Here is a 24310-nt window from a genome sequence, read left to right as displayed (position 1 = left end):
CGTGAGCCGGCTCGGTCTCCCGCCCGTTCCATCTATCAACCTGAACAGTTGCACGAGGCTGCGCCAACAGACCTCGCATGGCTCTGCGCAGCAGCGTTTCACGCTGCAGCGCATCCGGGACACAAGAGCCTCACCCCAGCGCCACGAACCTGAACGCGTCCCCATCGCGCTTGATGCGTCCGCCGGAAAAATGCCCGCCGATCACCAGCGTCGGGGTATCGGCAAAGCGCGAGAACAATTCGCGCCGTGTCCTGGCTGATTGCTGCGGATCGGAATCCACCGTCGAGCACCAGTCGAGATGCGCCATCTGGCAGGGGTGGTGGGCGGCATCGCCCGCGAGCAGCGCCTGCTCGCCGCCGGAGCGGATCAGGACACTCATGTGTCCCGGGCTGTGGCCGGGGGTCGGGATCATCCGGATCTCCTCGCACAGCCGGTGGTCGCTCGGGATCATCTCGGCGAGGCCGGCGTCCACGATCGGCTTCACGGAATCGTTGAACACGGCCGCCTTGTCCGGTTCGGTCGAGTGGTCGCGCCAATAATCGTATTCCGTCTTGCCAAACACGTAGCGGGCTTTTGGGAAGCTGGGCACCCATTGGCCGCCAACGAGCTTCGTGTTCCAGCCGACATGATCGACATGGAGATGCGTGCACAGCACCGTGTCGATGGTGCCGGGCGCAAAGCCCGCCGCCGTCATCATCTCGGGAAATGGCGTGTTGCGGTTGTTCCAGGTTGAGACGTTGCGGCCCTGCTTGTCGTTGCCGAGGCCGGTGTCCACCACGATGCGGCGCGACGGCGTCTCTACCACCAGCGAATGGATGGACATTTTCAGCCGGCCCTCCTGGGTGGCGAAATGCGGGATCAGCCAAGGCAGCTTCCGGATTTCCTCATTGCTCGCCAGCGGCAGGATGAAGCGCGTCGAGCCGACCGTCTCCATTTCCACGAATTTGGTGATCCTGACCTGGCCTACCGTCCACTGCATCGCCCGCGTCCTCTTGTTCTGGTTGCGGCGGACATTGCGGGTTTCCGACAGCCGCGGCAATGGATCAACCGGCACGATGCGGCGTTATCGGGGGAACTTGAGGAGGGAGCGATGCCGGAGCTAGCAATTTCCGCCGAGAAAGTCGCCTTCTTGATCGAGAAGGCGCGCGAGTACGACGTCAAGGAGACGGACTCCGATCCGGACTCCGGATCAAATCCGACCGATGACGATGCGATCGACGTGCTGCAGGACAATGGCTCCGATCCGGTCGGCCGCGAGATCACGAGCTTCATTGCCGCCCTGAACGAGGACGAGCAGATCGATCTCGTCGCCTTGATGTGGCTCGGGCGTGGCGATGGTGGAGCGGACGATTGGGAGGACTTGCGTGCCCGTGCCATCGAGGCTCGCACCGAGTATCGAAATCCCCGACGGGAAACCGCGCACTATCTCTTGGGTGAGCCGATGCTGGGCGACCTGCTCGCCGATGGCCTCGACGCGTTCGGCGTCGACTGGACCGACGAGCGCCCGAGCGCGGACTCGTCCGGCTTCAGCGAACGCGACGAGGACGAGTCGACGAAGCGGCGGTGAGTTGTTCTCACCGCTCCTCCACGCACTCCGCCGTCATGCCCCGGCTTGACCGGGGCATCCAGTACTCCACGGCCCCTCGATTCAAGCCGAGCCGTCTCTGGGATACTGGATCAAGTCGGGCGATGACAGTTGTGCATGTGGCTGCCGGTCACGACCTACAGCGTCCCGGGGAATGCTCCGCCGTCGAGCAGAATGTTCTGCCCGGTGATGAAGCCGGCCTTGGCGCCGCACAGGAAGGCGCAGGCATAGCCGAACTCGTCGGGATCGCCGAAACGGCCGGCGGGATTGAGTTTTGCGCGCTCGGCCAGAAGCTGCTCCGGCGTGATGCCGCGCTTGTCGGCTTCGGCCTTCGCCGTGCCGCGCAGGCGATCGGTCTCGAACGGACCCGGCAGCAGGGCATTGATGGTGACGTTGTTGATCACCGTCTTGCGCGACAGGCCTGCGACGAAGCCGGTGAGGCCGGCGCGCGCGCCGTTGGAGAGCCCCAGGATCTCGATCGGCGCCTTCACGGCGGCCGAGGTGATGTTGACGATGCGGCCGAACTTGCGCGCCATCATGCCGTCGACCGTCGCCTTGATAAGCTCGATTGGCGTGAGCATGTTGGCGTCGATCGCCTTGATCCAGTCGTCGCGCGTCCAGTTGCGGAAATCGCCGGGCGGCGGGCCGCCGGCATTGTTGACCAGGATGTCCGGATCGGGACAGGCCTTCAGCACGGCCTCGCGGCCCGCCGGCGTCGTGATGTCGCCGACGATCTCGGTGACCGTCACGGCCGGGTGGGCCTTCCGGATCTCCTCGGCCGTTGCCTTCAGCGCGTCCGCACCGCGCGCGGTCAGGGTGACATGCACGCCCTCATTGGCGAGCGCCATGGCGCAGGCGCGACCGAGGCCCTTGCTGGATGCGCAGACGATGGCGCGGCGATCCTTGATCCCAAGATCCACTGTTCACTCCTGTGATGTCTGGTGGTTTTGATGCGGTACTGTAGCCAAGGTTGGAGGCTCTGGTAAGCCCCGCGCTTTGCGTCGGCGGAAATCATGGGTCACAATGCGCGCATATCACCTCGCCGGGGAATACTGACATGTCCGATCCGTTCGACGTCGCCCACGAGACCATTCTGATCACCGGCGCCAGCCAGGGGTTGGGGCGCCAGTTCGCGCGCGTGCTGGCAGCGCGCGGCGCCGCCGTCGTGCTCGCCGCGCGCCAGACGGACAAGCTTCAGGCGCTCGAAGCGGAGATTCGCGGCAAGGGCGGCCGGGCCGCGGCGGTCGCGCTCGATGTCACCGATACCGCGTCGATCGCCAGCTCGGTCGATGCCGCGGAGGCGGCGCTTGATCCCATCACCGTGCTGATCAACAATGCGGGGATCGCGATCGAGAAGCTTGCGACCGAGCAGACGGAAGCGGACTGGGACGCCGTGGTTGGCGCCAATCTCAAGGGCGCCTATTTCCTTGGCACCGAGCTGGCGCGACGAATGATCGCACGGAAGCAGTCAGGCAATATCGTCAACATCGCCTCCGTGCTGGCTACAGGCGTGTTGAAGGCGGTCTCGCCTTACGCGATCTCCAAGGCCGGCATGATCCAGGCGACCAAGGCGATGGCGCTGGAGCTTGCCGGCAACAACATCCGCGTCAACGCGCTGGCGCCCGGTTATATCGACACCGAGATGAACCACGATTTCTGGTCGACGCCGGCAGGCGAGCGCCTGGCCAAGCGAATCCCGCAGCGCCGTGTCGGCGCCGAGTCCGATCTCGACGGCGCGATCCTGCTGCTGGCCTCACAAGCGTCGCGTTACATGACGGGCAGCGTGGTGACCGTGGATGGCGGGTTCCTGTTGAGTTGATCTCCGCGATTGCGGACCGGCAAGTTTTGCTCAGACGTCGTCCCGGATCTGCGCTCCGCTTCGCTGCGCTTGTCCGGGACGACACCGAGTTTAACTCGCCCCCATCTCCGCCCTGATCATATCCGCCGCCTTCTCGCCGATCATGATGGTCGGCGCGTTGGTGTTGCCGCCGATCAGGGTCGGCATGATCGAGGCATCGACGACGCGCAGGGCCTCGAGGCCATGCACCCTGAGCTTCGGATCGACCACGGCGAGCGGATCGGTGCCCATCTTGCAGGTGCCGACCGGGTGATAGACGGTGTCGACGCGCTCGCGCAGGATGGCGCGGATGTCGTCGTCGGTTTTCACCTTGGACGTGAACATGTCCTTTTTCTGCAAAGCGCGCAGCGATGGCGTCTCCATCAGCCGCCGCGTCGTCTTGTAGCCCGCGACCATCGTTTCCAGATCCGCGGCCTCGCCCAGGAAGTTCGGATCGATCAGCGGCGCCTGCGCGGGATCGGCATTCTTCAGCGCTACGCTGCCGCGGCTCTTCGGTCGCAACAGGCAGACGTGACACGAGAAACCTGCCTCCTTGTGGCGCTTGCGGCCGTGGTCGTCGAGCATCGCAATCACGAAGTGCAATTGGATGTCGGGCAGATCGAGATCGGGCTGCGTCTTCAGGAAGCCGCCGCATTCGGCAAAGTTGGTGGTGATCAGACCGCGACGCTCGCGGCGGTATTGCTGGATAGCGCGGAGCAGCGATGGCAATCGGCTGAGCGAACTGTGCACGAAATGCGGATAGTCGGAGGCGTAGACGAAGACGAAATCCGGATGGTCCTGGAGATTGCGTCCGACGCCCGGCAGATGATGCACGACGCCAATGCCGTGCGCGCCCAGAGCCTCGCCGTGGCCTACGCCCGACAGCATCAGGAGCTGTGGTGACTGAAAGGCGCCCGAGGCGAGGATCACCTCGCGTCGGGCGCGCAGCTGCTTCCTCTGCTTGCCTTGCACATATTCGATGCCGACTGCGCGCCTGCCTTCGAACAGGATCCTCGTCGCCTGCGCCCCCGTCTCGACGCGCAGATTTGAGCGCGTTCCGATATGCGGATTCACATAGGCGCGCGCCGCGCTCCAACGCTCGCCATTGTGCTGTGTCACCTGGTAGCTGCCGAGTCCTTCGTGGTCCTCGGCATTGAAGTCTTCGCGCACGCGGAACTGCGCCTCGCGCGCGGCCTGCAGGAAGACGTCATGGATGGGATTGTCGGAGCGCAGCTTGTTGACATGCAGGGGGCCGCCCTTGCCGTGATACTCGCCGTCGAAATCGGCATTGTTCTCCGCGCGCTTGAAATAGGGCAGCACGTCGGCATACGACCAGCCGGTATTGCCGAGCGAGGCCCAGTGGTCATAGTCCCACTTGTTGCCGCGGATGTAGACCATGGCGTTGATCGCCGACGAGCCACCTAACCCCTTGCCGCGTGGTTGATAGCCGATGCGGCCGTTCAACCCCTTCTGCGGCACAGTGTCGAACGCCCAGTTGGCTGCGCTGTATGGCAGCGCGAGCCCGAAGGGCGTGGTGATCCGCCAACTGTCGTTCCTGCCGCCGGCATCGAGCAGCGCGACCGAGGTCTGCGCATCCTCCGACAGCCGTCCCGCCACCGCGCAGCCGCCCGAGCCCGCGCCCACGACGACGAAATCGAATGTGTCAGCCATTGTTGTTCCCCCTGCAGGTCTCTTTTTTCTCGTCATTCCGGGGCGCGCGTAGCGCGAGCCCGGAATCCATTTATCAACATCATTGGTGGCGAGATGGATTACGGGCTCGCCTCTTCGAGGCGCCCCGGAATGACATCCTTGAGACGATCTACGACAAGAACCGCATCATACAGCCCGATTCGCCGTGACTGGCGCCGCTGCCGGGGGCGCCCATCGGCTGGTTGACATGGCGTTTTCACGTCATCTTGTGTCCGCAAGCTGGCGCTTTGCGGAACTTATGGCAAGTGCTGGCTTTTTCGGCCCCTCACGGGTGCGTTTTGCCTGTCATAAAGTCGAAAAAAACGTTCCCCCGGGCCTTTCCAAAGGGCCTCGCGGTTGATACATAGCCCTCGCACCCGACGGGCTTTGCCCCGGGTTTGCCTTCCAAGGAAGCCTTTGGGACGCGAAAGCCACGCGACGAGCGCTGGTCCATCGACCGTCCCCGAGATTCCCGAAAAGGCGTGCAAAAGCTTAACGCGGGGTGGAGCAGCCCGGTAGCTCGTCAGGCTCATAACCTGAAGGTCATAGGTTCAAATCCTATCCCCGCAACCAAGTTCGACAAAAACCCCAGCAATCTCGGTAGATTGCTGGGGTTTTGTTTTGGCGTCGGCAGCGTCCCAACATTCAGCCTGCTGCGTCAGGCGGTGAGACCCGCTCTGGTGCCCCTGGCCGGATCGAGCCGCGCAAGTCCACAAATTCCGTCGTCAGTGCTGTGGACGGAATAGTCGAGGCGCGCCGGCGCGCCTGGCGGTTTCGGAGGGGCAAGTGCCATATTCCCTGCGATACTGGGCCGCGAAGCGTCCCATATGCGTGAACCCCCATTTCAGGGCGACCTCGCTGACCGGCAACATGTTCTCGGGTGACGACAGCTCGGCATGAACCGCCTCGAGTCTGACGCGCCGCAGGTAATAGGCCGGCGATATTTCATAGTGCTTGCGGAAGCCGAGCCGGAGTGTGCGACTGCTGACGCCGACCGCGCGTGCGATGTCGGTCATGGTCATGGGCAGGTGAAGATTGGCGCGCATGTAGTCGACTGCCTGCCTGATATGTTGTGCCGCCGGAGCTCGGTTGTGCGTCAGAAGCCTGTCGGAGAGACGGTGCGGCAGCTCCTCGAGGATCAATCTAAGAGCGGCTTCGCTTAGCAGCGCCATCGCCTTGGGCGACCGCAAGAGCAGCTGTTCGTCGCGCATGCCGTTGGCCAGGGCGCAGCCAACTGACTGCAAGATCTGTCCGACGCTTGTCGAAAGATCGATCGTTGGTATGAGTTCCAGGCTCGTCAGCGGCGCGCCCTCGAACAGATCGGTGAGGAGGCTTGCAACGAGGCTAGCCTCGAACTGTAGTACGCCGCCGGCGAAGTTTCCATCGAGCGCGTGCACGGTCCGTCGCGTCAGGGTCGGTTGGGCATAGAGGGCCGCGCGCAGAGGGGTCTGCTCGTATGTCTTCGAACCGATTGCCATCTCGCCGGCTCCGGCACTGAGAAAGCCGAGATTGACGTTCTCGATGCCGCTGTCAGCGCCGTACGACCAGCCGCTGGAATACTCCGCCCGGATCACGCTCACGCCCCAACCCGCCGCGAAATCAGTTCGCCACCGAAAGCCGGCACGCGGATTCGGCGGGGTGATTTTCAGGGGCAGCAGACGCGGTTGGTAGTAGGTGAGGAGATCCTCGAAGTTCGAACCAGAGACGATCGGCGGATCCTTTAGCAACGTGTTTCCTATCGAAGAGACAATTCCGGCGTGCGACAGCAACACGAGTGGACTTCAAGATTCAAGCCCTCACCGCGTCCCGGGGCATTATCCCGTCCCAATTCACGCAAATTTCGCCAGAAGAGTCTTCGCGGAATGATGTTTACCGATTGCGAATCGGCGGCGCAGGACGTCGCGCATTTGAGTCGTCATCATATCCGTTTTCGGCTGGACGATATCCGTATTCGGCATTCAGATGTTCGAAGCGCCGGCGAGTGCGCGCGATGAGGGCGCCGACGAGCCCGCGAAAATACGGGGTCGATGAAGCGTGCACCAAGTGACTGAGCATGTTCGTCGTCCTCTTTCGGCAAAGCCTGTCCGCCAACGGCAGCCGGGACGCGATGTGTAAGTTTTGATTTAGTTTCGACCCTTCTTACTCAAATCCATCTTCGGGGCGGTGATCCAGCACGGATCTTCCGTCGATCACGCGTACCACGATTTCTTGGGGGACCCACAATGCGCACGACAATCGGTTTGAAGCTCGCTCTTTTCTCAGGCCTTAGCATCGCACTCGTCAGTGGGATGGTTGTCAACCAATGGGTCAGCAACCGCAATATCACTGAAGCCGCGGACGCCGTCAGGCGGGAGCAGACGATTTTCGATGGCATCCAGGGCGCCGACAAATCCCTGACTCAAATGCAAATTGGAATACTCAATATTAAACTCGCGGACAGCCCGGAGAAGGTTCAAGCGGCAGCCGCCGCGATCAAATCGGCGGTCGAGTCGGGCCAGGACGGCCTCAGGACCCCGATCAGTATTGCGCTAAAGCCGGACGTGCTGCGGGATATCCAGACGGGCCTCGGCAAGTTCGGCGAGAGCGCGCTGAGAGTGGCCGCCGCGCATAAAGTCGAGCAAGGCGGGAGACAGGTAGATGACGCTCTTCTTACAGCGCATACCAATGAACTCGTAACTGCTCGCGAGCAGGTGCTCAAGGCGACGGAAGCCTCGCTCACCAATGCGCAACATTTTACTAACGAGGCCCGTGCGGCTTCATCGGACGCAATCAGCCGGGCCACGGTCGTCGGGCTGGTTTTCGGCGTTGCTACGGTCCTCACTTTGTTCGGCTCCGCGCTGTTTTCCTGGCTGACGATCGCCCGCCCGATCCGCGCCATCGCGGGGGCGATGCAGGCGATCGCGGGCGGTGCCACCGCCACGACGGTGTCCGGCACACAGCGCACGGATGAGGTGGGTGATATGGCGCGCGCATTCGAAGAGAACGCCGCCCGCATCGCGAGATCGGCGCAAACCCAGGAACAGGAAGCTCAAGCCGCCGAAGAACGCAGGCAGGCGATATTCGATATCGCCAGCCGCTTCGAGCAGGCAGTCGGCGGGGTAGTCGAGATGGTGTCCTCTGCGGCCGGCGAAATGCAGGTGACTGCCTCGCAGCTGACGTCGTCGGCGCAAGAGACCTCGGTCCAATCGACCTCGGTCTCTGCGGCGGCGAAAGAGACTGCGGCCGGTGTTGACGTCGTTGCCAGCTCCGCCCAGGAATTGGGCGCGTCGGTGCAGGAGATCGCCCGTCAGGTGGAACGCTCTGCCAATATGTCGAGAGCTGCCGTGAGCGAAGCCGAGAACACAGCGGGCCTCGTCTCCGAGTTGACCACGGTTGCGGCCAGCATCGGCGATATCGTGGAGACGATCTCGACACTGGCCGAGCAAACAAACCTGCTTGCACTAAATGCCACGATCGAGGCGGCGCGGGCCGGTGAGGCGGGCCGGGGCTTCGCCGTGGTCGCGTCGGAAGTCAAGCAGCTCGCCAGCCAGACGGCCAAAGCGACTACCGAAATCACCGCGAAGATCGCCGCGATCCAGGCCTCGACCGGCAAGGCGGCTCAGGCGATCGGTGGCATCACTGGTACCATCGGGCAGATCAACGATGCGGCCACTGCCATCGCGTCCGCTGTCGAGCAGCAAACTGCAGCCACCAGGGGTATCGTGGGATCGCTGTCAAAGGCGTCGGCCGGTACCAGCCAAGTGACCGCGAACATTTCCGGCGTGGCTCGGATTGCCGAGGAGACCGGCGCAGGTGCCGCTCAGGTGCTGACCGCCTCGACGGAACTGGCTCGGCAGGCGGAAAGCCTGCGCGTCGAGGTTCGCAACTTCCTCGACTCCGTCCGCGCCGCCTGACCGATGCACAGTCAGAGTCGGCAAGCCGACATCGTGGCAATACCTGTCTTCGATATCAAGGCGACTTCCGCGCGGTTGCAGGCAATCTGTGGCAACTTCAAAGAGCTGTCGGCGCATCGCGATGGGTTGCTCAGCAATCTGCGAAATGATGTCGAAAAGGTCCAGCAGTACTGCGCCGAGATCGGGTGGGGCGTGCCGGAAGGGGAGGACGTTCAGCGGCTGATCAGCAGTCTGGATACCCTTTGCGCATTATTGCTGCAAATCGCGGAGAGAATACATCGCTTCGCCGACGATGTCAGTACCAGGACACGACACCTTGATGGAGCGCCATTTCATCGAGACCTGCTTCGTCAAGAAGGCGAGAACCCATGCGATAGGTCTGTGCGTGCAAGTTGAGAAGCAATGCAACACGTTGGTGGAGAGGCAGGCCGTTGGAACAAGGTTGAGCGGGCCGCTGCTTAGTGTCTCGATAGAAAACCCGCAGCGTGCTGCGTCAGCCGGTGAGACCCGCTCTGCGTAATCCGTCGAGGAAGTGTTCGCGGTCGGCGGGATCCCTGTACCGACCGGCTCGCGACTGAACGAGATCGAGCGTGTTCGCGGGCACGACGTTGCCATTCTCGTTCAGTTCACGAGAGCGTTGCCTCACGAATGCTTCCGCTTCGGACCGCGCTTCGCCGCCCCGGCCCATCTGCGCATAGCAGGCCGCAAGCAGTCCGTGTGACCACCGATCGAGGGATCGCGTCTCCATCAATGCTTTGACCGCCCGCTCGTACTCGCGTCCCGAATAGAGCGCGAGCGCGTGATACCAATGGTACAGGTTGGGCGGAAAGGGATTGAGCCGTTTGGCCGTCCCGATCCATGTGAGCGCCTCGCGCCATCGCCCCCAATAGACCAGGATATTGGCGAAAACGGCGGCGACATCGGCGTCGTTTGGATTGAGCGCGAGAGCCCGGCTGAAATGGATCTCTGCCTTGGCGTCCTCATTCCGCAGGAACAACAGCTGGGCGAAGACGCCATGCGACCAGGCATCGCCGTCGTCGATATCGAGCGCGGTTTCAATCTCGGCAAGCGCCTCGTCCAGTGTCGCGGTGGCAGGCGATTCGAGAAACACGTCGCAGACGATGGTCCAGGCTATGTTGACGTGGGCGCGGGCATATTGCGGGTCAAGCGCGACGGCGCGTCGAAAATAGTCCCTGGCCTGCGCCATGTCCTTCACGGTCAACTGACGCCAGCGCTCGTTTCCGAGCAGAACGAGATCATAGGCGGTGATGCTGGAGGTCGGCTTGCGTCTGGCGATCTCGCGGCCGGCATCCTCCAGCCGGCCTGGCAGGGCCGCGACGATCGCCCGGACGATCTCGTCCTGCAGGGTGAAGATGTCTTCGAGGTCGCGGTCGTAGCGCTCGGTCCAGAAACTGTAACCGCTTCCGGCATCGAGAAGCTGGACGGTCACTCGTACCCGGCTGCCGATCTTGCGCACACTTCCTTCGGTCACATACCGGACTCCGAGCTCGCGGCCGACCCGTTTGATCTCGGCCACTTTGCCTCTGTAGGCGAAGCTGGAGTGACGGGCGACGACGAACAGCGACCTGAACCGCGACAGTTCGGCGATGATGTCGCCCGTGATCCCGTCGGAGAAATAATCCTGCCCGGGATCGCCGCTCAGATTTGAAAACGGAAGCACCGCGAGCGACGGCCTGTCGGACACTGCAGGTGCCGGTGCAGGTTCAGGCGACTTGGGCTGGCCGGCTCCGGATTCGGCGGCGACTGGCGGCCCGACATAACGATAGCCCCGGCGCGGCAGCGTCTCGATCCAGGTCGCGCCTCCGTCGACGTCGGCAAATATCCGCCGCAGGGCGGCGATCTGCACCGTCAGGTTGCTCTCCTCGATCGCCAGCCCAGGCCACGCGACCTGCATCAACGCGTCCTTGGAAACCGGCGTCCCGGCTCGCTCGACGAGCAGCCGAAGCAGCGTCACTGCGCGCCGTCCGAGCGCGACCGGCTCGCAACCTCGAAACAGCATCTCGGCCTCTGCGTCGAGGCGGTAGGGACCGAATTCGTGGATCCTCGCCATGGCCTGGAGACTACATTTTTTGCAACTTTTTCGGAACGGTTTCAGGACCTCCGGGAAACGGGCGATCATGCTGCGGTGGCGCCGAAAACTTCGAGGACTGCCCGATGCGTGATCCATCTCATGTGGCGGAGACGGGCGATCTGATCGCTCGTCCCGATCCGGAAGCGATTGCCGGTGCCCCGGACCGGGTTTGCCGCCAGCTCGAGGCCGTCCAGGCGCTGGCCCCGCTGATCGCCAGACAGCGCGACGATTTCGATGGTGGCCGGCGGTTGCCCGATGCGGTTTTCGCGGCGTTGGCAGATGCGGGCCTGTTCCGACTGTGGCTACCGAAAGCGCTCGGCGGGCCCGAGCTGTCTCCCTTCGAGTTCATGCGCGTGGTCGAGGCCGCCTCGGCGCTCGACGGCTCGGTCGGCTGGCTCATCGGCAATGGCGGCGGCATGAGTCGGATCGGCGGCTACCTCGAAGAGGCCGTCGCAGGCGAGTGGTTTGCCGATCCGCGCGCCTTCATCGTCAGTTCGACCGGTGCGGTCGGCACGGCAACCGCGGTCGCGGGCGGCTATTGCCTTTCCGGGCGCTGGCCGTTCGGCAGCGGCGCGCATCACGCGACGCGCTTCATGGTGCTGGCCAGCGTCAGGCCCGAGGATCCGGATTCGCCTCTTCTCTGCTGCTATCTCGGCCGGGCAGACGTGACCATCCTCGACAACTGGCATGTGTCCGGACTGCGCGGCACCGGAAGTTGCGATTTCGAGGCACGGGATATTTTCGTGCCGGCTGCTCACGCCCATCCGTTTCTCGGGCTGCAACCAACCCAGCCCGGACTGCTCTATCGCATGCCGCCATCGTCGGTGTTCGCGTGGAGCATCTGCGCCGTGCCACTCGGCATCGCGTCCGGCGCCATTGGCTCGTTCGCGGAGCTCGCCTGCCGCAAAAGCCGCCCGGGCACCCGGGCGTTGCTGCGCGATCGTGAAACCGTTCAGGCGACGGTCGGCCGGACGAGAGCGATGCTTCGCGCCGCCCGCGCCCTCCTGAGCGATGCCATGAGGGACTTGATGGTTGTGACCGAGACGGGCGGCGAACGGCTTGTGGAGGCGCGCGCGACCCTTCGGATCGCCAACGCCCATGCGGCCGAGACTGCGATGTCCATTACCGACATGCTGGCAGCCAGCGCGGGCGCGGCCGCCATCTTCGAGAGCTGTGCCCTGGAACGTGCGGTCCGCGACGTGCGCGCCGCAGCCAAGCACATCGCGATGAGTCCGAACAATTACATCATCGCCGGACGGCTGGCGCTGGGACTCGATCCCGGCACCGCGAGGTTTTGAACGTTACGCTTCTAACGGGAGTTGCCCGATGTCTGTGGTTTTCCGGCCGGCACGTGCGCAGGATCTGGAGTTCGCCGATGCCCTCGTCGTCTCCAGCATCAACGATCTCACGGGGCGGCATGGCTTCGGGCCCATGGCTGTCCGCTCGTCTCCCAAATTCCAGTTGTTTTCCTTGAAGGACGATGCCGACGGTCTCTGGGTCGCGGAGGAGGGCGAGCGGATCCTCGGCTTCGCCTGGAGCTGGGTCTGCGGCGACATGTGGTTTCTGGCGCAGCTGTTCGTGTCACCCGATCAGCAGGGGCGGAGCGTCGGCAATGAGCTGATCAAGCGGACGCTCGATCACGCCGACAAATCGGGTGCTACCAACAGGGTGCTCATCACCTTCAGCTTCAACACGGTCTCGCAAGGACTCTACATCCGCCACGGACTGCTTCCGCGATGTCCGATCTACAGTGTCGGTGCATCGCGAGAGCGATTGATCGGTCATTTGCGCGGCTCTCGATACGACGTCACCCCCTTGAAGGAAGAAGCTTTGACCATGCGTCGCCTCGCGCAAGCGGACGAGCGGGTGCTGGGCGTGTCGCGCGAAAAGCATCATCGCTACCTGATCAATGATGATGCGACGAGAGGGTTCAATCTCTACGACGGAAACGGTTGGGCCGGCTACGTCTATGTGGACGCCGGCGGACATATCGGACCGCTCGCGGTCATGGAGCCCCATGCTGTTGCTCCCGCCTTGAGAACGGCGCTGCACCTGGCGGCAGAGAGCGGCTCGTCGCAGGTATCGGCATTCCTGCCTGGCGCAAGCGGGGCGGCTCTCGACACCGCGATGGAGCATGGAATGCGCATCAAGTTGCCGATGCTGCTGATGTCGTCGCGTGAATTCGGCAACTGGGTCCAGTATCTACCGCGCAACCCGGGCTTCATGTGATCACGCGTTGCGTCGCTGCCAGAACGGCGTGTCGGCAAAGCGGTGTTCGGATGCATACATTGCGCGCTGCGTGACCAGATAGGACGCGATCCCCTCCAGAAACTGTCGTTCGTAGCGCCGGGATGCCGTCGTATCCCCCGCGAGGGCACCGGCTACACTCTCGGCAGCCTGGATGCCACTCCACAGCGCCGTAGCTAGACCATTCGCTCCCAGCGGATCGAGCGCAGTCGCGGCGTCGCCCGCCCGGATAATGCGATGGTCGATCATCCCTGACATGGTGGTGGTGCTCGCCGGCGCGAACTGAAGGTTCGCGCAGCCAGCCACGTCGATGCCCAGGCTCGTCACGCGTGCGGAGATCGCATGGGTCTGCGAAACCATATCGGCCCACAGGGTCGCGTCCTTGCGCAGTCCCGCCGGGAGCAGGTCCGAATCCGTGAAGAAGCAGAGCAGGATGCGGTTGCCCGGCAGCATGGACATGTACCACCATCCCGCCGCCACGGCCTCGACGAGCGTCGCCGGCACGGCTTCGACATCCTGCTCGAGCTCGAAAATGCCATAGCAGGCCACGAGCTTGTCGAGACGGCGAAGCGGTGTTTCGCTCCCGGACGTCACCGAGGCGCGGCCGGAGCAATCGATCACGAACTCCGCTTCGATCGGGGAGCCATCGGCAAGATCGACGACGATGTGGTCCGGCGCCCGCGAGAGCCGACGGGCTTCGGCGCACCGCCGCGCGACACCGTCGGCATCGAGCCTCTGGGCCATTCGGGCCTCGAGCCGCTGCCGGTCGATATGCCAGCCCGACGTACCGTCCTGGTGAAACGCATCCCGCCGCAGCGTGGTGCTCCCCCACACCGAATAGCGCCCCTGACACGCCATCGCAGTCTCGGCGTCGAGCAGACCAAGCCAGCCGAGACTCTCGAGATGATGTGACGCTCGAAATGAAAGGGTTTCGCCACGATTGGCGACGTCGTGACCGGGCGCAACCAGAAGCGGACGAAATCCCCGCCTGAGCAGGGTGCGGGCGCAGGACATCCCTGCCATTCCCGCGCCCAGGATCACGACCTGATGCATGTGCGGTCAGGTGCGGTCTTTGATCTTGGAAAGATCCAGTGTGCCGCGCTGCACTTCGACGAAGACGTCCTTGGGAATGCCCGGGACGTCCGTCGGTCCGGTTCGGCGCACGACGACGCCCATTTGCGTCCACAGCTCGATCATTCGCCGCAATCCGTCGGTGTAGCTGGCCTCGACATGCAGGCCGATGCCGGCGGCACCGCGCGACCAGGCAACCCGCGCGTGATAGAAGCGCAGCCGCTCTTCCGCCGAGAGATCCGCGCGCATCATCTGCTTGTAGAAGCCCTCCGGCAGCACGTCGACCGGAAGCAGCGCAGGCCACCACACCGGCGTCGGGAAACCGTCGGCCGTCAGCACGGACTGGCAGCTGAATGCATCGCCCTGCCAGGGAACGCCCATCCATCGCGTGAGATCGCCCGGCGCCTGCGGCCCCACCGGTGCGCCAGCGTCCTTCCGGTCGGGATGACCGGAGAAAACATTCTGCGGATTGAGCTGCAATCCGACATCCTGCACGAGGCTCTTCCGCGTCGAGATCGCGATGCGGAAGGGGAGTGGTGTTTCCGTCGTGGACCGATACAGCTCGGCATGGCGGATCGGCCATGTGATCTCGACGCCCGGATGGAACGCACCGCCCGAGCAGGCATCCAGTGCCGCGCGCGTGAGCGCCTCCGGCCGGAGCGACAACGGCATGTCGTCGAGCTTCTCGACCGCGTTGGCGGCCGCATCGTTGAGGTCGTCGGTGAACTCGCCTTTGGCCCAGCGGCTCAGGACCTGGTACTGGGTCGGCGTCAGCGTGAGCCAGCCGGTCGGGCTTCCCGGGAAGTTGACGCCATCTCCGAGCATGGGAGGCAGCGCGTCGGAGCGGCGGTCTTCGCCGCCGGGCTTGCGGAACGCGGCCAGAACCTTCTCGCGCGCGGGACGCGCCTTCTCCGCAGGGTCCGCCAGCGACTGGACGACGGTGGGATCGGACAGGTCGTCGAGATCGGTCCAGGCCTTGCTGAGATAGGAGGCCTGCACGATCCATTGCATCATGCCGGCGCGTCGCAGGATTGGAAGCACGTCGCGGCGAAACGACACCGCTGCGGTCAGCGGCTTCATGTGCCCGGACGCGATCATCGCTTCCCGTGCCGCGTCGTAGAGACTGACTATCGGCTCGATCTGCGGTGCGAATTTCGGACCGCAGCAGACGACCCAGGCCGGCTCGCAGGCCATGTCCGCGCCTCCGACCCGGACGCTGGCCTTCACCCAGCCGTCGCACCAGTCGTCATGCCATCCGTCATTGTTGGTGAAGTCGCGCACCGGATTCTGCGGCAGGGCGGAATTGGAGACGCCGTCGGCAGGAAAAACCAGCAGCCGACCGGTCTCGTCTGTGCGCAGATGGCCGAGCGTCACCGGCATCGTCTTCCAGAACTGACCCGCCATGCGATAGGCGGCGTCACGGCCATCGGCGTTCTTCGAAGCGCCGTCGATCCGGACTGGACCGGCGTCGATGACAAGCATTTCCTCGCGGCGGGCCGGCTCGACGGCGGCATTGCGCAATGCGCCGGGAATACCCGGCGCATTGTCGCCGCCGTCCATCGCGTTCGAATAGCCGTACCAGGCCGCCTTGCTGTTCGCCACATGCACGGTCCAGCGCAGGCCGTCCGCCTCGCCGAGCTCGCGCACGACGCGCCCCTGACCGTCATAGCCGTACACGCGAAAGCGCTGGACCTGCTTCTTGATGCGGCTTGATCCCTGCTTGAATCCGCCCGCGGGTTCGTTCACGAGGCCCGGCACTTCAGGCGCGAGGAACCATTCATCGCCATTGCCGACCCGCGAAAAGCCGATCGCCGGGAAAATTGCCGCGCGCACGATGGCTGCACCGGCTGGCGCTTGCGCCTGCGCCAGCGCCGGCAACACGGCCGCCCTGAAAAGCGCAGGTGCTGCAAAACCGACGGCGGATGCGCTGATCAGGAAGTCACGGCGTTTCATGAGCAAACGTCTCCGGTTGATGACCCACGTGGGGCGATCACTAGGTAGAAATCTTTAACGCGTGGTTGTCTGGCGTTGCGGTCGGCAAAAAAGCAACCTCCGGTGCCTTCTGCCCCGCGCACCTCGGCTTTCTTGTTGCGGAATGTTGCTGGCGGCCCCGCCCGCCAAGAGCAGCCAACTATCGGACATCTTTAGGACACGCATTTTTTGGAGTACCCAGCCGAATCGAAAACCAATGGCGCAGGGAGTACAAAGCGTTGATACGAATTGGCCGTTATAAGCGGCAGATAGGTTTGGCCGTTCTTGGCTGCCTGCTGCTCGCCTCGTCGCAAGCGAGCGCAACGATCGATGGTCTTGCCGGGGCGTGGTCCGGGAACGGTTCCATGAAGCTCTCGGAGGGAGGCCGCGAGCGAATTCGCTGCAAGGCAAGCTACGTGGTCAAGAAGCCCGAAAAATCCATGAGCTTCGAGCTGAAATGCGCCAGCGATGCCTACAAGATGCTGCTGTCCGCCCAGATCGAGCAGGACGGCTCCACGCTTTCGGGCAACTGGTTCGAAAGCGAATATCGCCAGGGCGGCAAGATCACCGGGAAGAGCTCGGACGGACTGGTCGAAGCCAGGATCGAAGGCAACACCGTCGCCGCTTTCGTGACCATTCGAACCAAAGCCAACCATCAATCCTTCGCGCTGGAATCGCCGGGCGCCTGGGCCTCCGAAGTGTCCGTCGAGCTCGACCGGGTCAGCAACTGAATTGGGAGCGGTCTCGCACCCGTTGCTCCCGGTGTTGATCGCGGGATAGCCACCAACTGCGCCTCGCATCCCCCTATCGCATTTGACGCTGCGAACGGCCTCTCCACGTCGTCATGGCCGGGCTTGTCCCGGCCATCCACGACTTTCCGCCAGCACGAGTACGTGGATGCCCGGGACGAGCCCGGGCATGACGAGCTTGTGGCGTCGGCATGCCGAACCACCGCGAACCGCAGATGCGATAGCCCTGCTCCGGTGCGGGGAGCGCGACCCCGCGCCGCGTCGCCATGGACGATTTGCCGCAGGTGATCCAGTTCACACTCGGCGCAGCGGTCCCTGTTGTAGCCTAAGGTTGCATTTGTAAGAGACCTATTTTGAAGACGGCCCCTGGATTGCACGGGCCGGATTGCCCACGCGGCACGCTGATTTTTTAAGAGCGCATCCCCTGTCTCGGGTCCGTGCCGTGGCTGACGAGCAGGCGATGGAGGGGGCAGCATGAGCGAATCGACCGCCCAGCAGCGCGTAAACTGGAAGACCTTCGAGTGCAACGCGCACGCGATGGTCCGCATCTCCTTCGGTCCCGACGAGATCCTCGTCGCACCTCCCACGGCTGACGCCTGGCAGGCGCTGGCGATGGTGCTCGCGGCCAATGGCTACAACATCAGGACGGCCGACACCGACAGCTACAATTGCCGCGCCATCACCGGCGGCACCGAGAAGAGCCTGCACGCCTACGGCATCGCACTCGACGTCAACTGGACGACGAACCCGTACAAGGAGACCTCCGACCAGCGCAAGGTCCGCTTCTCCGACCAGCCGACACAGGATCTGCGCGCCCAGGACGTCAAGCGCAACCTCGCCGACACCGACATGACCCAGGCCATGATCGACGATGTGCTCGCGATCAGGACGGTCAACAAGAAGCGGGTGTTCGAGTGGGGCGGCAACTGGATCAACATCAAGGACACCATGCATTTCGAGATCGACGTCAAGCCCGACGATCTCGCGACGGGCATCGACTGGGGCTCCGTGAAGGGACTGGTCAATGGCCGGCCGGTGCCGGGCCGGCTGATGGAAACGCGCGGCGGCGGCACGCCGCTGCAAGGCGACATCGCGCTCGGAAACTTCGAGAAGGTGCATGCCCTGATCGAGAAATGGGAGGGCGGCTATACCAATCATCCGCGCGATCCCGGCGGCCCGACCAACATGGGCATCACGCAAAAGGACCTGTCGGCCTGGCGTCACGCGCCGGTCACCGCCGATGACGTGCGAAACCTCACGCGCGACGAGGCGCTGCAGATCTTCCGCGCCAATTACTGGACGCCGGTGCATGGCGACGAGATTCCGCTGCCGGCCGCTCAGGTCGTCTACAACGCGGCCGTCCTGAGCGGGACGACGCGCGGCATCCGTCTGTTGCAGCAGACCCTGGCCCGTGGGCAGAACGGGCTCACTGTCGACGGACACATGAATTCGCCCACCATCGATGCCTGTCTTGCCGCCGATCAGAAGATGCTGGTCGAGGACTATTGCTCGGCTTACGAATCCTATCTGCGCAGCCTTCCGATCTTCGATACCTTCGGCCGCGGCTGGCTCAACCGGCTCGCCGAGATCCGGCAGACCGCGCTCGGATGGGCGGAAGCGCCAGAGATCAGCGTGGACGTCATGCCGTCGCGGGAGCTGCCAACGACGCCCGTCCTGGGGGCGACCGAGCTCAGGTTCGGCGACAAGGGTGCGCTGGTCGAGGGCCTGCAGCGCAAGCTGACGGAGCTCGGCTATTCACTGGGCGAGATCGACGGCAAGTTCGGCACGCTGACGCGCGAGGCGCTGCTGGCGTTCCAGGCCGACAACAACGTATCCCCGACCGGCGTCCTCGATGCCGCCACCCAGGTCGCTTTCGCCCGGCCGCAGCCGCGACCGCTGTCGCGCGATCGCCTCTCGGCGACGCCAGACGATCTGCGGGCCAGCGGCTCGCAGACCATCAAGGCCGCTGACAATACCAAGATCGCCGGCTGGATCTCAACGATCCTCGGCGCACTCGGCATCGGCAACAGCGCCGCGGTCCAGGTGGTCAATAACAACGTGGCCGTGCCCCCGGCGCCCAATCTGTCCCAATTCCTGGGAGAAGTGCAGAAGCTGTTGACGTCGCCGCAGCTGCGCGCCGATCCCGCGAACACCCAGCAGGTGCTCGATGCCGCCAAGCAGCTGCAGAATTTCAACGTCAAGCAGCTGCTGTCGCCGGAAAATATCCAGATCCTCGACAATATCCGCGGGCTGATCCCCGCCAATGTCATCAGCTCAAATCCCGCACTCTCCAATTTCTTCCAGATCGTCGACGGCGCGCGCGGGTTCACCCAGTTCCACACCATCTTCGACGCTTTGCCCGGGATGTTCGCCAACGACTCGACGCTTCAGCTGCTGTCGAAGGGATTGTCGGCCGTTGCTGGCAGCGTGATTCCAGGCTTCGGCGGATCGCTCGCGACGCTCGCGATTGGCCTTGCCGCCAACTATTTCAGCAATCGCGTCATCGAGGCCCGTACGCGCGACCACGTCACGGGCGCCAACACGAACCGATGACCATGAACGACACCCACCCAGACAATCATGTCGGCCGCAACGGCCAATCCGTCCAACGCGGGGGCGAGCCATGATCATTGACACCAACATGCGGACGACGCCGCGTCTGGCCTCGCTGAAACAGAACGGCGTCGATACCATCATCCGCTACTATTGCCGCAACACGCGCCAGCCCGAGAAACGGCTGACGCCCGACGAAGCCGGTGCCATCATTCGCGCGGGGCTGAAGCTCGCCGTCGTCTACCAGGGCGCCGGCGATTCCCCGGCATCGTTCTCGCAGGACGCGGGTGCCAAGGACGGTGCCTACGCACGCGATTATGCGGCGAACGTCATCGGTCAACCCGCAGATTCAGCGATCTACTTCGCGGTCGACTATGACGCGTCGGATGCGGACATCCGCACGCGCATCGTTCCTTATTTCAGCGCGGTTCGGCAGGCCCTGAAGGGTGGGGCGGGCGGCGCCAGTTATCGAGTCGGGGTCTATGGCAGCGGCGCAGTGTGCCAGGCGTTGCTCGGGGCCGGACTGGCGTCCTTCACCTGGGTCTCCCAGTCCGGCGGTTTCCATGGCACGGCCGCCTTCCTGCGCTCCGGGCAATGGAATCTGCATCAGCGCCTGCCTTCGACGCTGTGCGGCCTGAGCATCGACCAGAATGAGCCCAATCCGCAAAGGCCGCAGTTCGGGGCGTTCGATGCTCTCGCGGGCGCGCCTGCGTTCGAAAGCACCGGCGTGGCGGCCAATTACGCACCGCTGTCATCCATCAGCGCGACGTTCGTGCAGCAGCAGCTCCAGCGCCTCAACTACCCGCCGGGTGCGATCGACGGCGACTACGGGCCGCTGACGCGCGCGGCGCTGCTCGCGTTCCAGGCCGACAACAATCTGCCGCTGACGGGTGTAGCGGATGCCGCGACCGCCGCTGCATTCGAGACCGCGCGTCCGCGCGCGCTCGATCCCGCGCGCGTGCGGGCGACGGCCGACGATTTGCGCGAGATGGGCTCTGTGACCATCAAGCAGGCGGATCATACCAAGACCGCGGGGTGGATCGCGTCAATCCTCGGTGTGCTCGGCATCGGCAACAGCGGCATCGTCGAGATGGCGAATTCGGCAGGCGCGCAAGTGCCATCAGCGCCGACCGGTCAGCTGCCGCAGGGGCTGTTCAAGTTTCTCAATGATCTCCAGATATTCCTGTCGTCGGGACAGCCAGCCGACAAGCTCGAGCCGATCAAGGAAGGTCTCCGCCAGCTCCAAGCCGTCGACCTGAAGAGCCTGATCACCCCGGAAAACGCGGGCCTGCTGCAGCAGCTGAAGGTGCTGATCCCGCCGGATGTGCTGACGAAGAACCCCGACCTCTCCAAGGTGCTCCAGCTAGGCGACATCGCGCGCCAGGCGAGGCCGCAATTGCAGACGGTGTTCGACATGCTGCCGAGCTTCTTCACCGACGGCACCGCCTTGCAGGTCCTGGCGAAGGGCGCTGCCGTGGCTGCATCGTCGATGATCCCCGGTTTCGGCGGCAGCCTCGCCGCGCTCGGCATCGGCCTTGCCGCCAACTATTTCAGCAACAAGATCATCCAGGCGCGCGTCGCGGATCACCAGACCGGCGCCAACAGGGGGCTGTAGCGGTCGCTATTGGGACGGTAATACTTGGCTGCCGAACCAGGGCGCGTACTCATAAGTCGTTCGCGATGTCCGCTTCGCTCCGATGCCGCCCGCCCTTGTGCAATCGCAGCAACTGCCGCGATGGGCCAGGAGCGGAACTCAGCCAAGGCAGTCACGGGGTGAGGCCGCTAGGCGGGCTTGCTACGCTTCGCCGTCTCGCACTGCTTGTTGCAGCCGGCATCGAGCCGCTTACAGCGATTCCTTTATGCGGCTCGCCATGGCGTCAACCGCGGAATCCAGCGCGGCACATTGGTCCGAAAGCTCTCGTACTCCGTGCCGAATGTTTGCTTGAGCGTCGGTTCTTCGTACATCACCACGAAGAGATGAAAAAACAGCCAGAGTAGCGCGCCGTACCAGAGAAGACGCCCGTCACCAAACAAAAGGGCCTGACCAAAAATGACTGCGACGACCGCGATGTAGATCGGATTTCGCACGTAGCGATAAAGGCCAGTCACTACGAGCTTTTGTGTCGGCGCGATCGGGGCGGGCGTCCCAAGCCCCTCCAGCGCAAAACGGGCAAATGAATCCACAAGTCCGGGCACTCCAACGATGATCAATATACCGCCGAGGATGCGGGTTAGATCGACGCCGAAAAAAGCTGGCCGAAATTCCCACTGCGTGACCCACCAGGGGACGAGGCCTGCCAGCACCAACGGCGCAATGACGAAGAACAGAGCGGAGCCCAAGACAGCAATTGCTTTCGACATTGCCTACTCCTACGACCCGACATCGCGCTGGGCGGACCTCGACGAGGCGTGCGCGGCCACTTCGTTGATGGGCCAAAAGCGGGCGAAGTCGCCATCGTCCGTTGCTGCCGTGCATTGTCTAAGCCGTCACGGAAAGCAACCCGTGAGACATCATCGTAGCGACCGGTCTGATATATTTAGCTCATTGCGGCCAGACGAGTACGCACGAGATCAACATGACTTCGCAGAGTATATAAACTGCTGGCATAGACGTTTGGCAATTGCAGATGGCTCGCGCTTTGATCAACCAAGTCCAATCGCGCACTCAAAGCCCCACGGTCAACTTTCGTTCCTTGAACTTCCATCTCGTTCTCGATCAACCTGATCTCGTCATATAGCCGCCTGATCCTGCGCTGCATCATCCAGTCGTACGATGGCGGTAGGAACCTAATGACGGGGAACAGCAATGCAACCAATGGGACTAACACGACAAGCAGTTTCTCGACCAACGTCGCGAGCGAGAATGGAAGGTACCCTTGCAGGAATGGCCGCCCAGTCTTGTAAAAGCGCTGCGCTTCCTGACTGAGCTGAAGATCTATGGCTTCGGCTGCAGGAAATTGTCCCGCCTTCTGGAAGATCCCGGGCTGGGAATGAATTTGGACAGCTGCGTTGAGAAGTAGATACTGTAACGCTGGATGCAGGTCAGCACGCACGACGAGGCTGGCTTCGGGCGCCAACAGCACGACATCATTGGGCGGGCGGATCGTCAAGAGATCGATAACCCCGGCAGGCAGTATTAGCTTATGCAGAAAGGGATAGATCGCAACATAGGCGTCTGCGCGTTGAGCACTTGAAAGCTCGATACCCTTGGCGTGAAGAAGAGACTGGACGACGGGAGACTCCCAGGCGGTCACGATAAAAGCAGCATCGATATCGCCGGCGATAAGCTTTTGAGCGGCAGCTTGTGGAGGAAGCCCCGATATCTCACCGATGATGCTATCAAGTTTGGTCGTTTTGAAAATTTGCAGTGCTAGGGCGTGTCCTCCGCTTCCTTCGGGACCTATCGAAAGTCGTCGGCCCCGCAGCGCCTGTGCGCCTTCAGCAATCTCGCTTCGGCGGAAGACCCACAGTGGTTCGTAAAACACGGTGCCCAGCGACTCCAGCTCTGGAGCTTCCTTGCTGGTTGTGGTGCCGCCCTGTATGAACCCGACGCTTACATGGGACCGTGGGTCGCGCAGATATCTTAAGTTTTCCAGGCTGCCCGATGTCTGCTGCAACTGCAGCTTGACGCCATCTTTCGCCAGGATCTCGCGGTAGCGGATACCCAGTTCGTAGTTGGCATCGCCCTCTGCGCCGGTCGCCATCACTAGCTCTCGCGGCGGCAACGTCGTCACGATGAACAGGCTCGCGGCGAAAAATATCGCCGCCGCAGCAGCTACCAAAAGATAGCGCCAGAATTTGTAGGCGTAGTTTCCAGCAATCATCGCGCGTTGAACTGCTACTGCGGTAGCCTCTATTGTCTCCTAGTCCGTCTGCGGGCAAACCACGGGCAATGGGGCCGCTCCTTGTTTTCGATGAGGGTAGCCGGTGCAGAAATTCTCGACACAGCCAGGATTTTCGCCGGATCCGCATTTCTCGCAGCGCGTGCAATCCTCGTAGGTGACCCCAGGATGTGCTTGTTCCGTAGTTGTTGGCTGCTTGCGCTTTTGCTCCTTGGCTTTCTGAGCTAATGCCGGGCCGACAGTTAACCCAACAAGGAGCAGTCAGATCACCTCCCATCAGGAGAGGTTGTCATCCCGATCACCCCGAGAGCGTTGACTTAGATCAAGCGACGAACCCTAACCCTCTGACGGCTGTCGCGGGTCCCCGCAACCAAGCCAGTTGGTTTGAGAAGACATCGGCGTGAGTAAGATTTCAGGTCGCCGTCGAGGCGACCCCGGCACTTCCACGCACTCAATTGCCGGCGATGATAGAACAATACCCCCGATTTGCCCGACGCGTCAAGTTGATTTCGTAAAATCAGCAATCCCTCACACTGTCCGCCGTTCTACTTTGCATGGGGTTGTTTTCGACATTTTAGTTGGGAGCCGCCCCACGCAGGCTGGCGAGCAGATCTTGCGACGGCCAGCAATCCACGGTCAGGCCCGCGCGCCGCTGGTACTGTCCGATCGCCCGCCTCGTGACCGTGCCCAGCCGGCCATCGATCGCATCGGAATAATAGCCGCTCTTGCTGAGCTGCATCTGGATCGCCGCGACCTCGCTGTTGCGCAACGGTCTGAGCTT

The 24310-nt window shown here is 63.2% G+C and carries 19 protein-coding genes and 1 tRNA gene; 10 read left to right on the top strand and 10 right to left on the bottom strand.

Annotation, left to right across the window (positions count from 1 at the left end; genetic code table 11):
• Window positions 1-130: 130 nt before the first annotated feature.
• Window positions 131-979 (bottom strand): MBL fold metallo-hydrolase, encoded by an 849-nt coding sequence (locus Q3C01_RS03545; RefSeq protein WP_458143877.1) that lies wholly within the window; start codon window positions 977-979, stop codon window positions 131-133.
• A gap of 111 nt (window positions 980-1090) precedes the next feature.
• On the opposite strand from Q3C01_RS03545, the gene Q3C01_RS03540 reads away from it, so the two are divergent.
• The gene (locus Q3C01_RS03540) at window positions 1091-1567 is read left to right on the top strand and encodes a DUF3775 domain-containing protein (RefSeq protein ID WP_458143875.1); all 477 of its coding nucleotides are present in this window, start codon (window positions 1091-1093) and stop codon (window positions 1565-1567) included.
• Window positions 1568-1722: 155 nt separating this feature from the next.
• Here Q3C01_RS03540 and Q3C01_RS03535 read toward each other — a convergent pair whose 3' ends face one another.
• Window positions 1723-2505, bottom strand: a complete 783-nt coding sequence (locus tag Q3C01_RS03535) for an SDR family oxidoreductase (RefSeq protein WP_458143873.1) — start codon at window positions 2503-2505, stop codon at window positions 1723-1725.
• Between the two features lie 137 nt (window positions 2506-2642).
• Between Q3C01_RS03535 and Q3C01_RS03530 the strand changes: the two genes are divergently transcribed.
• Complete coding sequence (locus Q3C01_RS03530; RefSeq protein ID WP_458143871.1) at window positions 2643-3404, top strand: SDR family oxidoreductase; 762 nt, start codon at window positions 2643-2645, stop codon at window positions 3402-3404.
• Window positions 3405-3494: 90 nt separating this feature from the next.
• Here the strand turns inward: Q3C01_RS03530 and Q3C01_RS03525 are convergent, their stop codons facing one another.
• Window positions 3495-5093 (bottom strand): GMC family oxidoreductase, encoded by a 1599-nt coding sequence (locus tag Q3C01_RS03525; protein ID WP_458143869.1) that lies wholly within the window; start codon window positions 5091-5093, stop codon window positions 3495-3497.
• Window positions 5094-5607: 514 nt separating this feature from the next.
• Between Q3C01_RS03525 and Q3C01_RS03520 the strand changes: the two genes are divergently transcribed.
• Window positions 5608-5684, top strand: a tRNA-Met gene (locus Q3C01_RS03520).
• Window positions 5685-5836: 152 nt separating this feature from the next.
• Here the strand turns inward: Q3C01_RS03520 and Q3C01_RS03515 are convergent.
• Window positions 5837-6838, bottom strand: coding sequence for an AraC family transcriptional regulator (locus Q3C01_RS03515; protein WP_458143867.1), 1002 nt, complete (start codon window positions 6836-6838; stop codon window positions 5837-5839).
• Window positions 6839-7333: 495 nt separating this feature from the next.
• Here Q3C01_RS03515 and Q3C01_RS03510 point away from each other — a divergent pair, with 495 nt between their 5' ends.
• Complete coding sequence (locus tag Q3C01_RS03510) at window positions 7334-9004, top strand: methyl-accepting chemotaxis protein (protein ID WP_458143865.1); 1671 nt, start codon at window positions 7334-7336, stop codon at window positions 9002-9004.
• Between the two features lie 33 nt (window positions 9005-9037).
• Window positions 9038-9400: a WXG100 family type VII secretion target gene (locus Q3C01_RS03505; protein ID WP_458143863.1), complete on the top strand. Its 363-nt coding sequence runs from the start codon at window positions 9038-9040 to the stop codon at window positions 9398-9400.
• A gap of 97 nt (window positions 9401-9497) precedes the next feature.
• On the opposite strand, the gene Q3C01_RS03500 is transcribed toward Q3C01_RS03505, so the two are convergent.
• Window positions 9498-11075 (bottom strand): winged helix-turn-helix domain-containing tetratricopeptide repeat protein, encoded by a 1578-nt coding sequence (locus tag Q3C01_RS03500; RefSeq protein ID WP_458143861.1) that lies wholly within the window; start codon window positions 11073-11075, stop codon window positions 9498-9500.
• Between the two features lie 122 nt (window positions 11076-11197).
• On the opposite strand from Q3C01_RS03500, the gene Q3C01_RS03495 reads away from it, so the two are divergent.
• On the top strand, window positions 11198-12394 hold the full coding sequence (locus tag Q3C01_RS03495) for an acyl-CoA dehydrogenase family protein (protein WP_458143859.1): 1197 nt from the start codon (window positions 11198-11200) through the stop codon (window positions 12392-12394).
• Window positions 12395-12422: 28 nt separating this feature from the next.
• Entirely contained in the window at window positions 12423-13325 is a 903-nt protein-coding gene (locus Q3C01_RS03490) for a GNAT family N-acetyltransferase (RefSeq protein WP_458143857.1), read from the top strand.
• Here Q3C01_RS03490 and Q3C01_RS03485 read toward each other — a convergent pair whose 3' ends face one another.
• Both Q3C01_RS03485 and goxA read right to left on the bottom strand, forming a co-directional pair.
• Window positions 13326-14384, bottom strand: coding sequence for an NAD(P)/FAD-dependent oxidoreductase (locus Q3C01_RS03485; protein WP_458143855.1), 1059 nt, complete (start codon window positions 14382-14384; stop codon window positions 13326-13328). It abuts the gene before it with no gap.
• A gap of 18 nt (window positions 14385-14402) precedes the next feature.
• A complete protein-coding gene (goxA, locus tag Q3C01_RS03480) occupies window positions 14403-16367 on the bottom strand; it encodes a CTQ-dependent glycine oxidase GoxA (RefSeq protein WP_458143853.1) in 1965 nt (654 codons plus the stop codon).
• 65 nt (window positions 16368-16432) lie between these two features.
• Between goxA and Q3C01_RS03475 the strand changes: the two genes are divergently transcribed.
• The 3 genes from Q3C01_RS03475 (at window position 16433) to Q3C01_RS03465 (ending at window position 21302) form a co-directional block, all read left to right on the top strand.
• The gene (locus Q3C01_RS03475) at window positions 16433-17116 is read left to right on the top strand and encodes a hypothetical protein (protein WP_458143851.1); all 684 of its coding nucleotides are present in this window, start codon (window positions 16433-16435) and stop codon (window positions 17114-17116) included.
• A gap of 492 nt (window positions 17117-17608) precedes the next feature.
• Window positions 17609-19687, top strand: a complete 2079-nt coding sequence (locus Q3C01_RS03470) for a glycosyl hydrolase 108 family protein (RefSeq protein WP_458143849.1) — start codon at window positions 17609-17611, stop codon at window positions 19685-19687.
• A 70-nt stretch (window positions 19688-19757) separates the two neighbouring features.
• On the top strand, window positions 19758-21302 hold the full coding sequence (locus Q3C01_RS03465) for a glycoside hydrolase domain-containing protein (RefSeq protein WP_458143847.1): 1545 nt from the start codon (window positions 19758-19760) through the stop codon (window positions 21300-21302).
• A gap of 242 nt (window positions 21303-21544) precedes the next feature.
• On the opposite strand, the gene Q3C01_RS03460 is transcribed toward Q3C01_RS03465, so the two are convergent.
• From Q3C01_RS03460 to Q3C01_RS03450, 3 genes are all read right to left on the bottom strand, one after another.
• A complete protein-coding gene (locus Q3C01_RS03460; RefSeq protein ID WP_458143845.1) occupies window positions 21545-22048 on the bottom strand; it encodes a methyltransferase family protein in 504 nt (167 codons plus the stop codon).
• A 176-nt stretch (window positions 22049-22224) separates the two neighbouring features.
• Entirely contained in the window at window positions 22225-23511 is a 1287-nt protein-coding gene (locus tag Q3C01_RS03455; RefSeq protein WP_458143843.1) for a TAXI family TRAP transporter solute-binding subunit, read from the bottom strand.
• Between the two features lie 592 nt (window positions 23512-24103).
• Window positions 24104-24310 (bottom strand): peptidoglycan-binding domain-containing protein (locus Q3C01_RS03450; protein WP_458143841.1); only part of this gene is annotated, 207 nt, incomplete at its 5' end.

This window comes from Bradyrhizobium sp. UFLA05-109 (assembly GCF_054185165.1).
This window is presented reverse-complemented; position numbering and strand designations above follow the sequence as displayed.

Bases quoted from the DNA above. Each gene is read 5' to 3' on its own strand.
- Q3C01_RS03510 (WP_458143865.1), top strand. From the start codon at position 7,334: ATGCGCACGACAATCGGTTTGAAGCTCGCTCTTTTCTCAGGCCTTAGC.
- Q3C01_RS03455 (WP_458143843.1), bottom strand. From the start codon at position 23,511: ATGATTGCTGGAAACTACGCCTACAAATTCTGGCGCTATCTTTTGGTA.
- goxA (WP_458143853.1), bottom strand. From the start codon at position 16,367: ATGAAACGCCGTGACTTCCTGATCAGCGCATCCGCCGTCGGTTTTGCA.
- Q3C01_RS03525 (WP_458143869.1), bottom strand. From the start codon at position 5,093: ATGGCTGACACATTCGATTTCGTCGTCGTGGGCGCGGGCTCGGGCGGC.
- Q3C01_RS03465 (WP_458143847.1), top strand. From the start codon at position 19,758: ATGATCATTGACACCAACATGCGGACGACGCCGCGTCTGGCCTCGCTG.
- Q3C01_RS03500 (WP_458143861.1), bottom strand. From the start codon at position 11,075: ATGGCGAGGATCCACGAATTCGGTCCCTACCGCCTCGACGCAGAGGCC.
- Q3C01_RS03470 (WP_458143849.1), top strand. From the start codon at position 17,609: ATGAGCGAATCGACCGCCCAGCAGCGCGTAAACTGGAAGACCTTCGAG.
- Q3C01_RS03540 (WP_458143875.1), top strand. From the start codon at position 1,091: ATGCCGGAGCTAGCAATTTCCGCCGAGAAAGTCGCCTTCTTGATCGAG.
- Q3C01_RS03545 (WP_458143877.1), bottom strand. From the start codon at position 979: ATGCAGTGGACGGTAGGCCAGGTCAGGATCACCAAATTCGTGGAAATG.
- Q3C01_RS03460 (WP_458143845.1), bottom strand. From the start codon at position 22,048: ATGTCGAAAGCAATTGCTGTCTTGGGCTCCGCTCTGTTCTTCGTCATT.
- Q3C01_RS03490 (WP_458143857.1), top strand. From the start codon at position 12,423: ATGTCTGTGGTTTTCCGGCCGGCACGTGCGCAGGATCTGGAGTTCGCC.
- Q3C01_RS03530 (WP_458143871.1), top strand. From the start codon at position 2,643: ATGTCCGATCCGTTCGACGTCGCCCACGAGACCATTCTGATCACCGGC.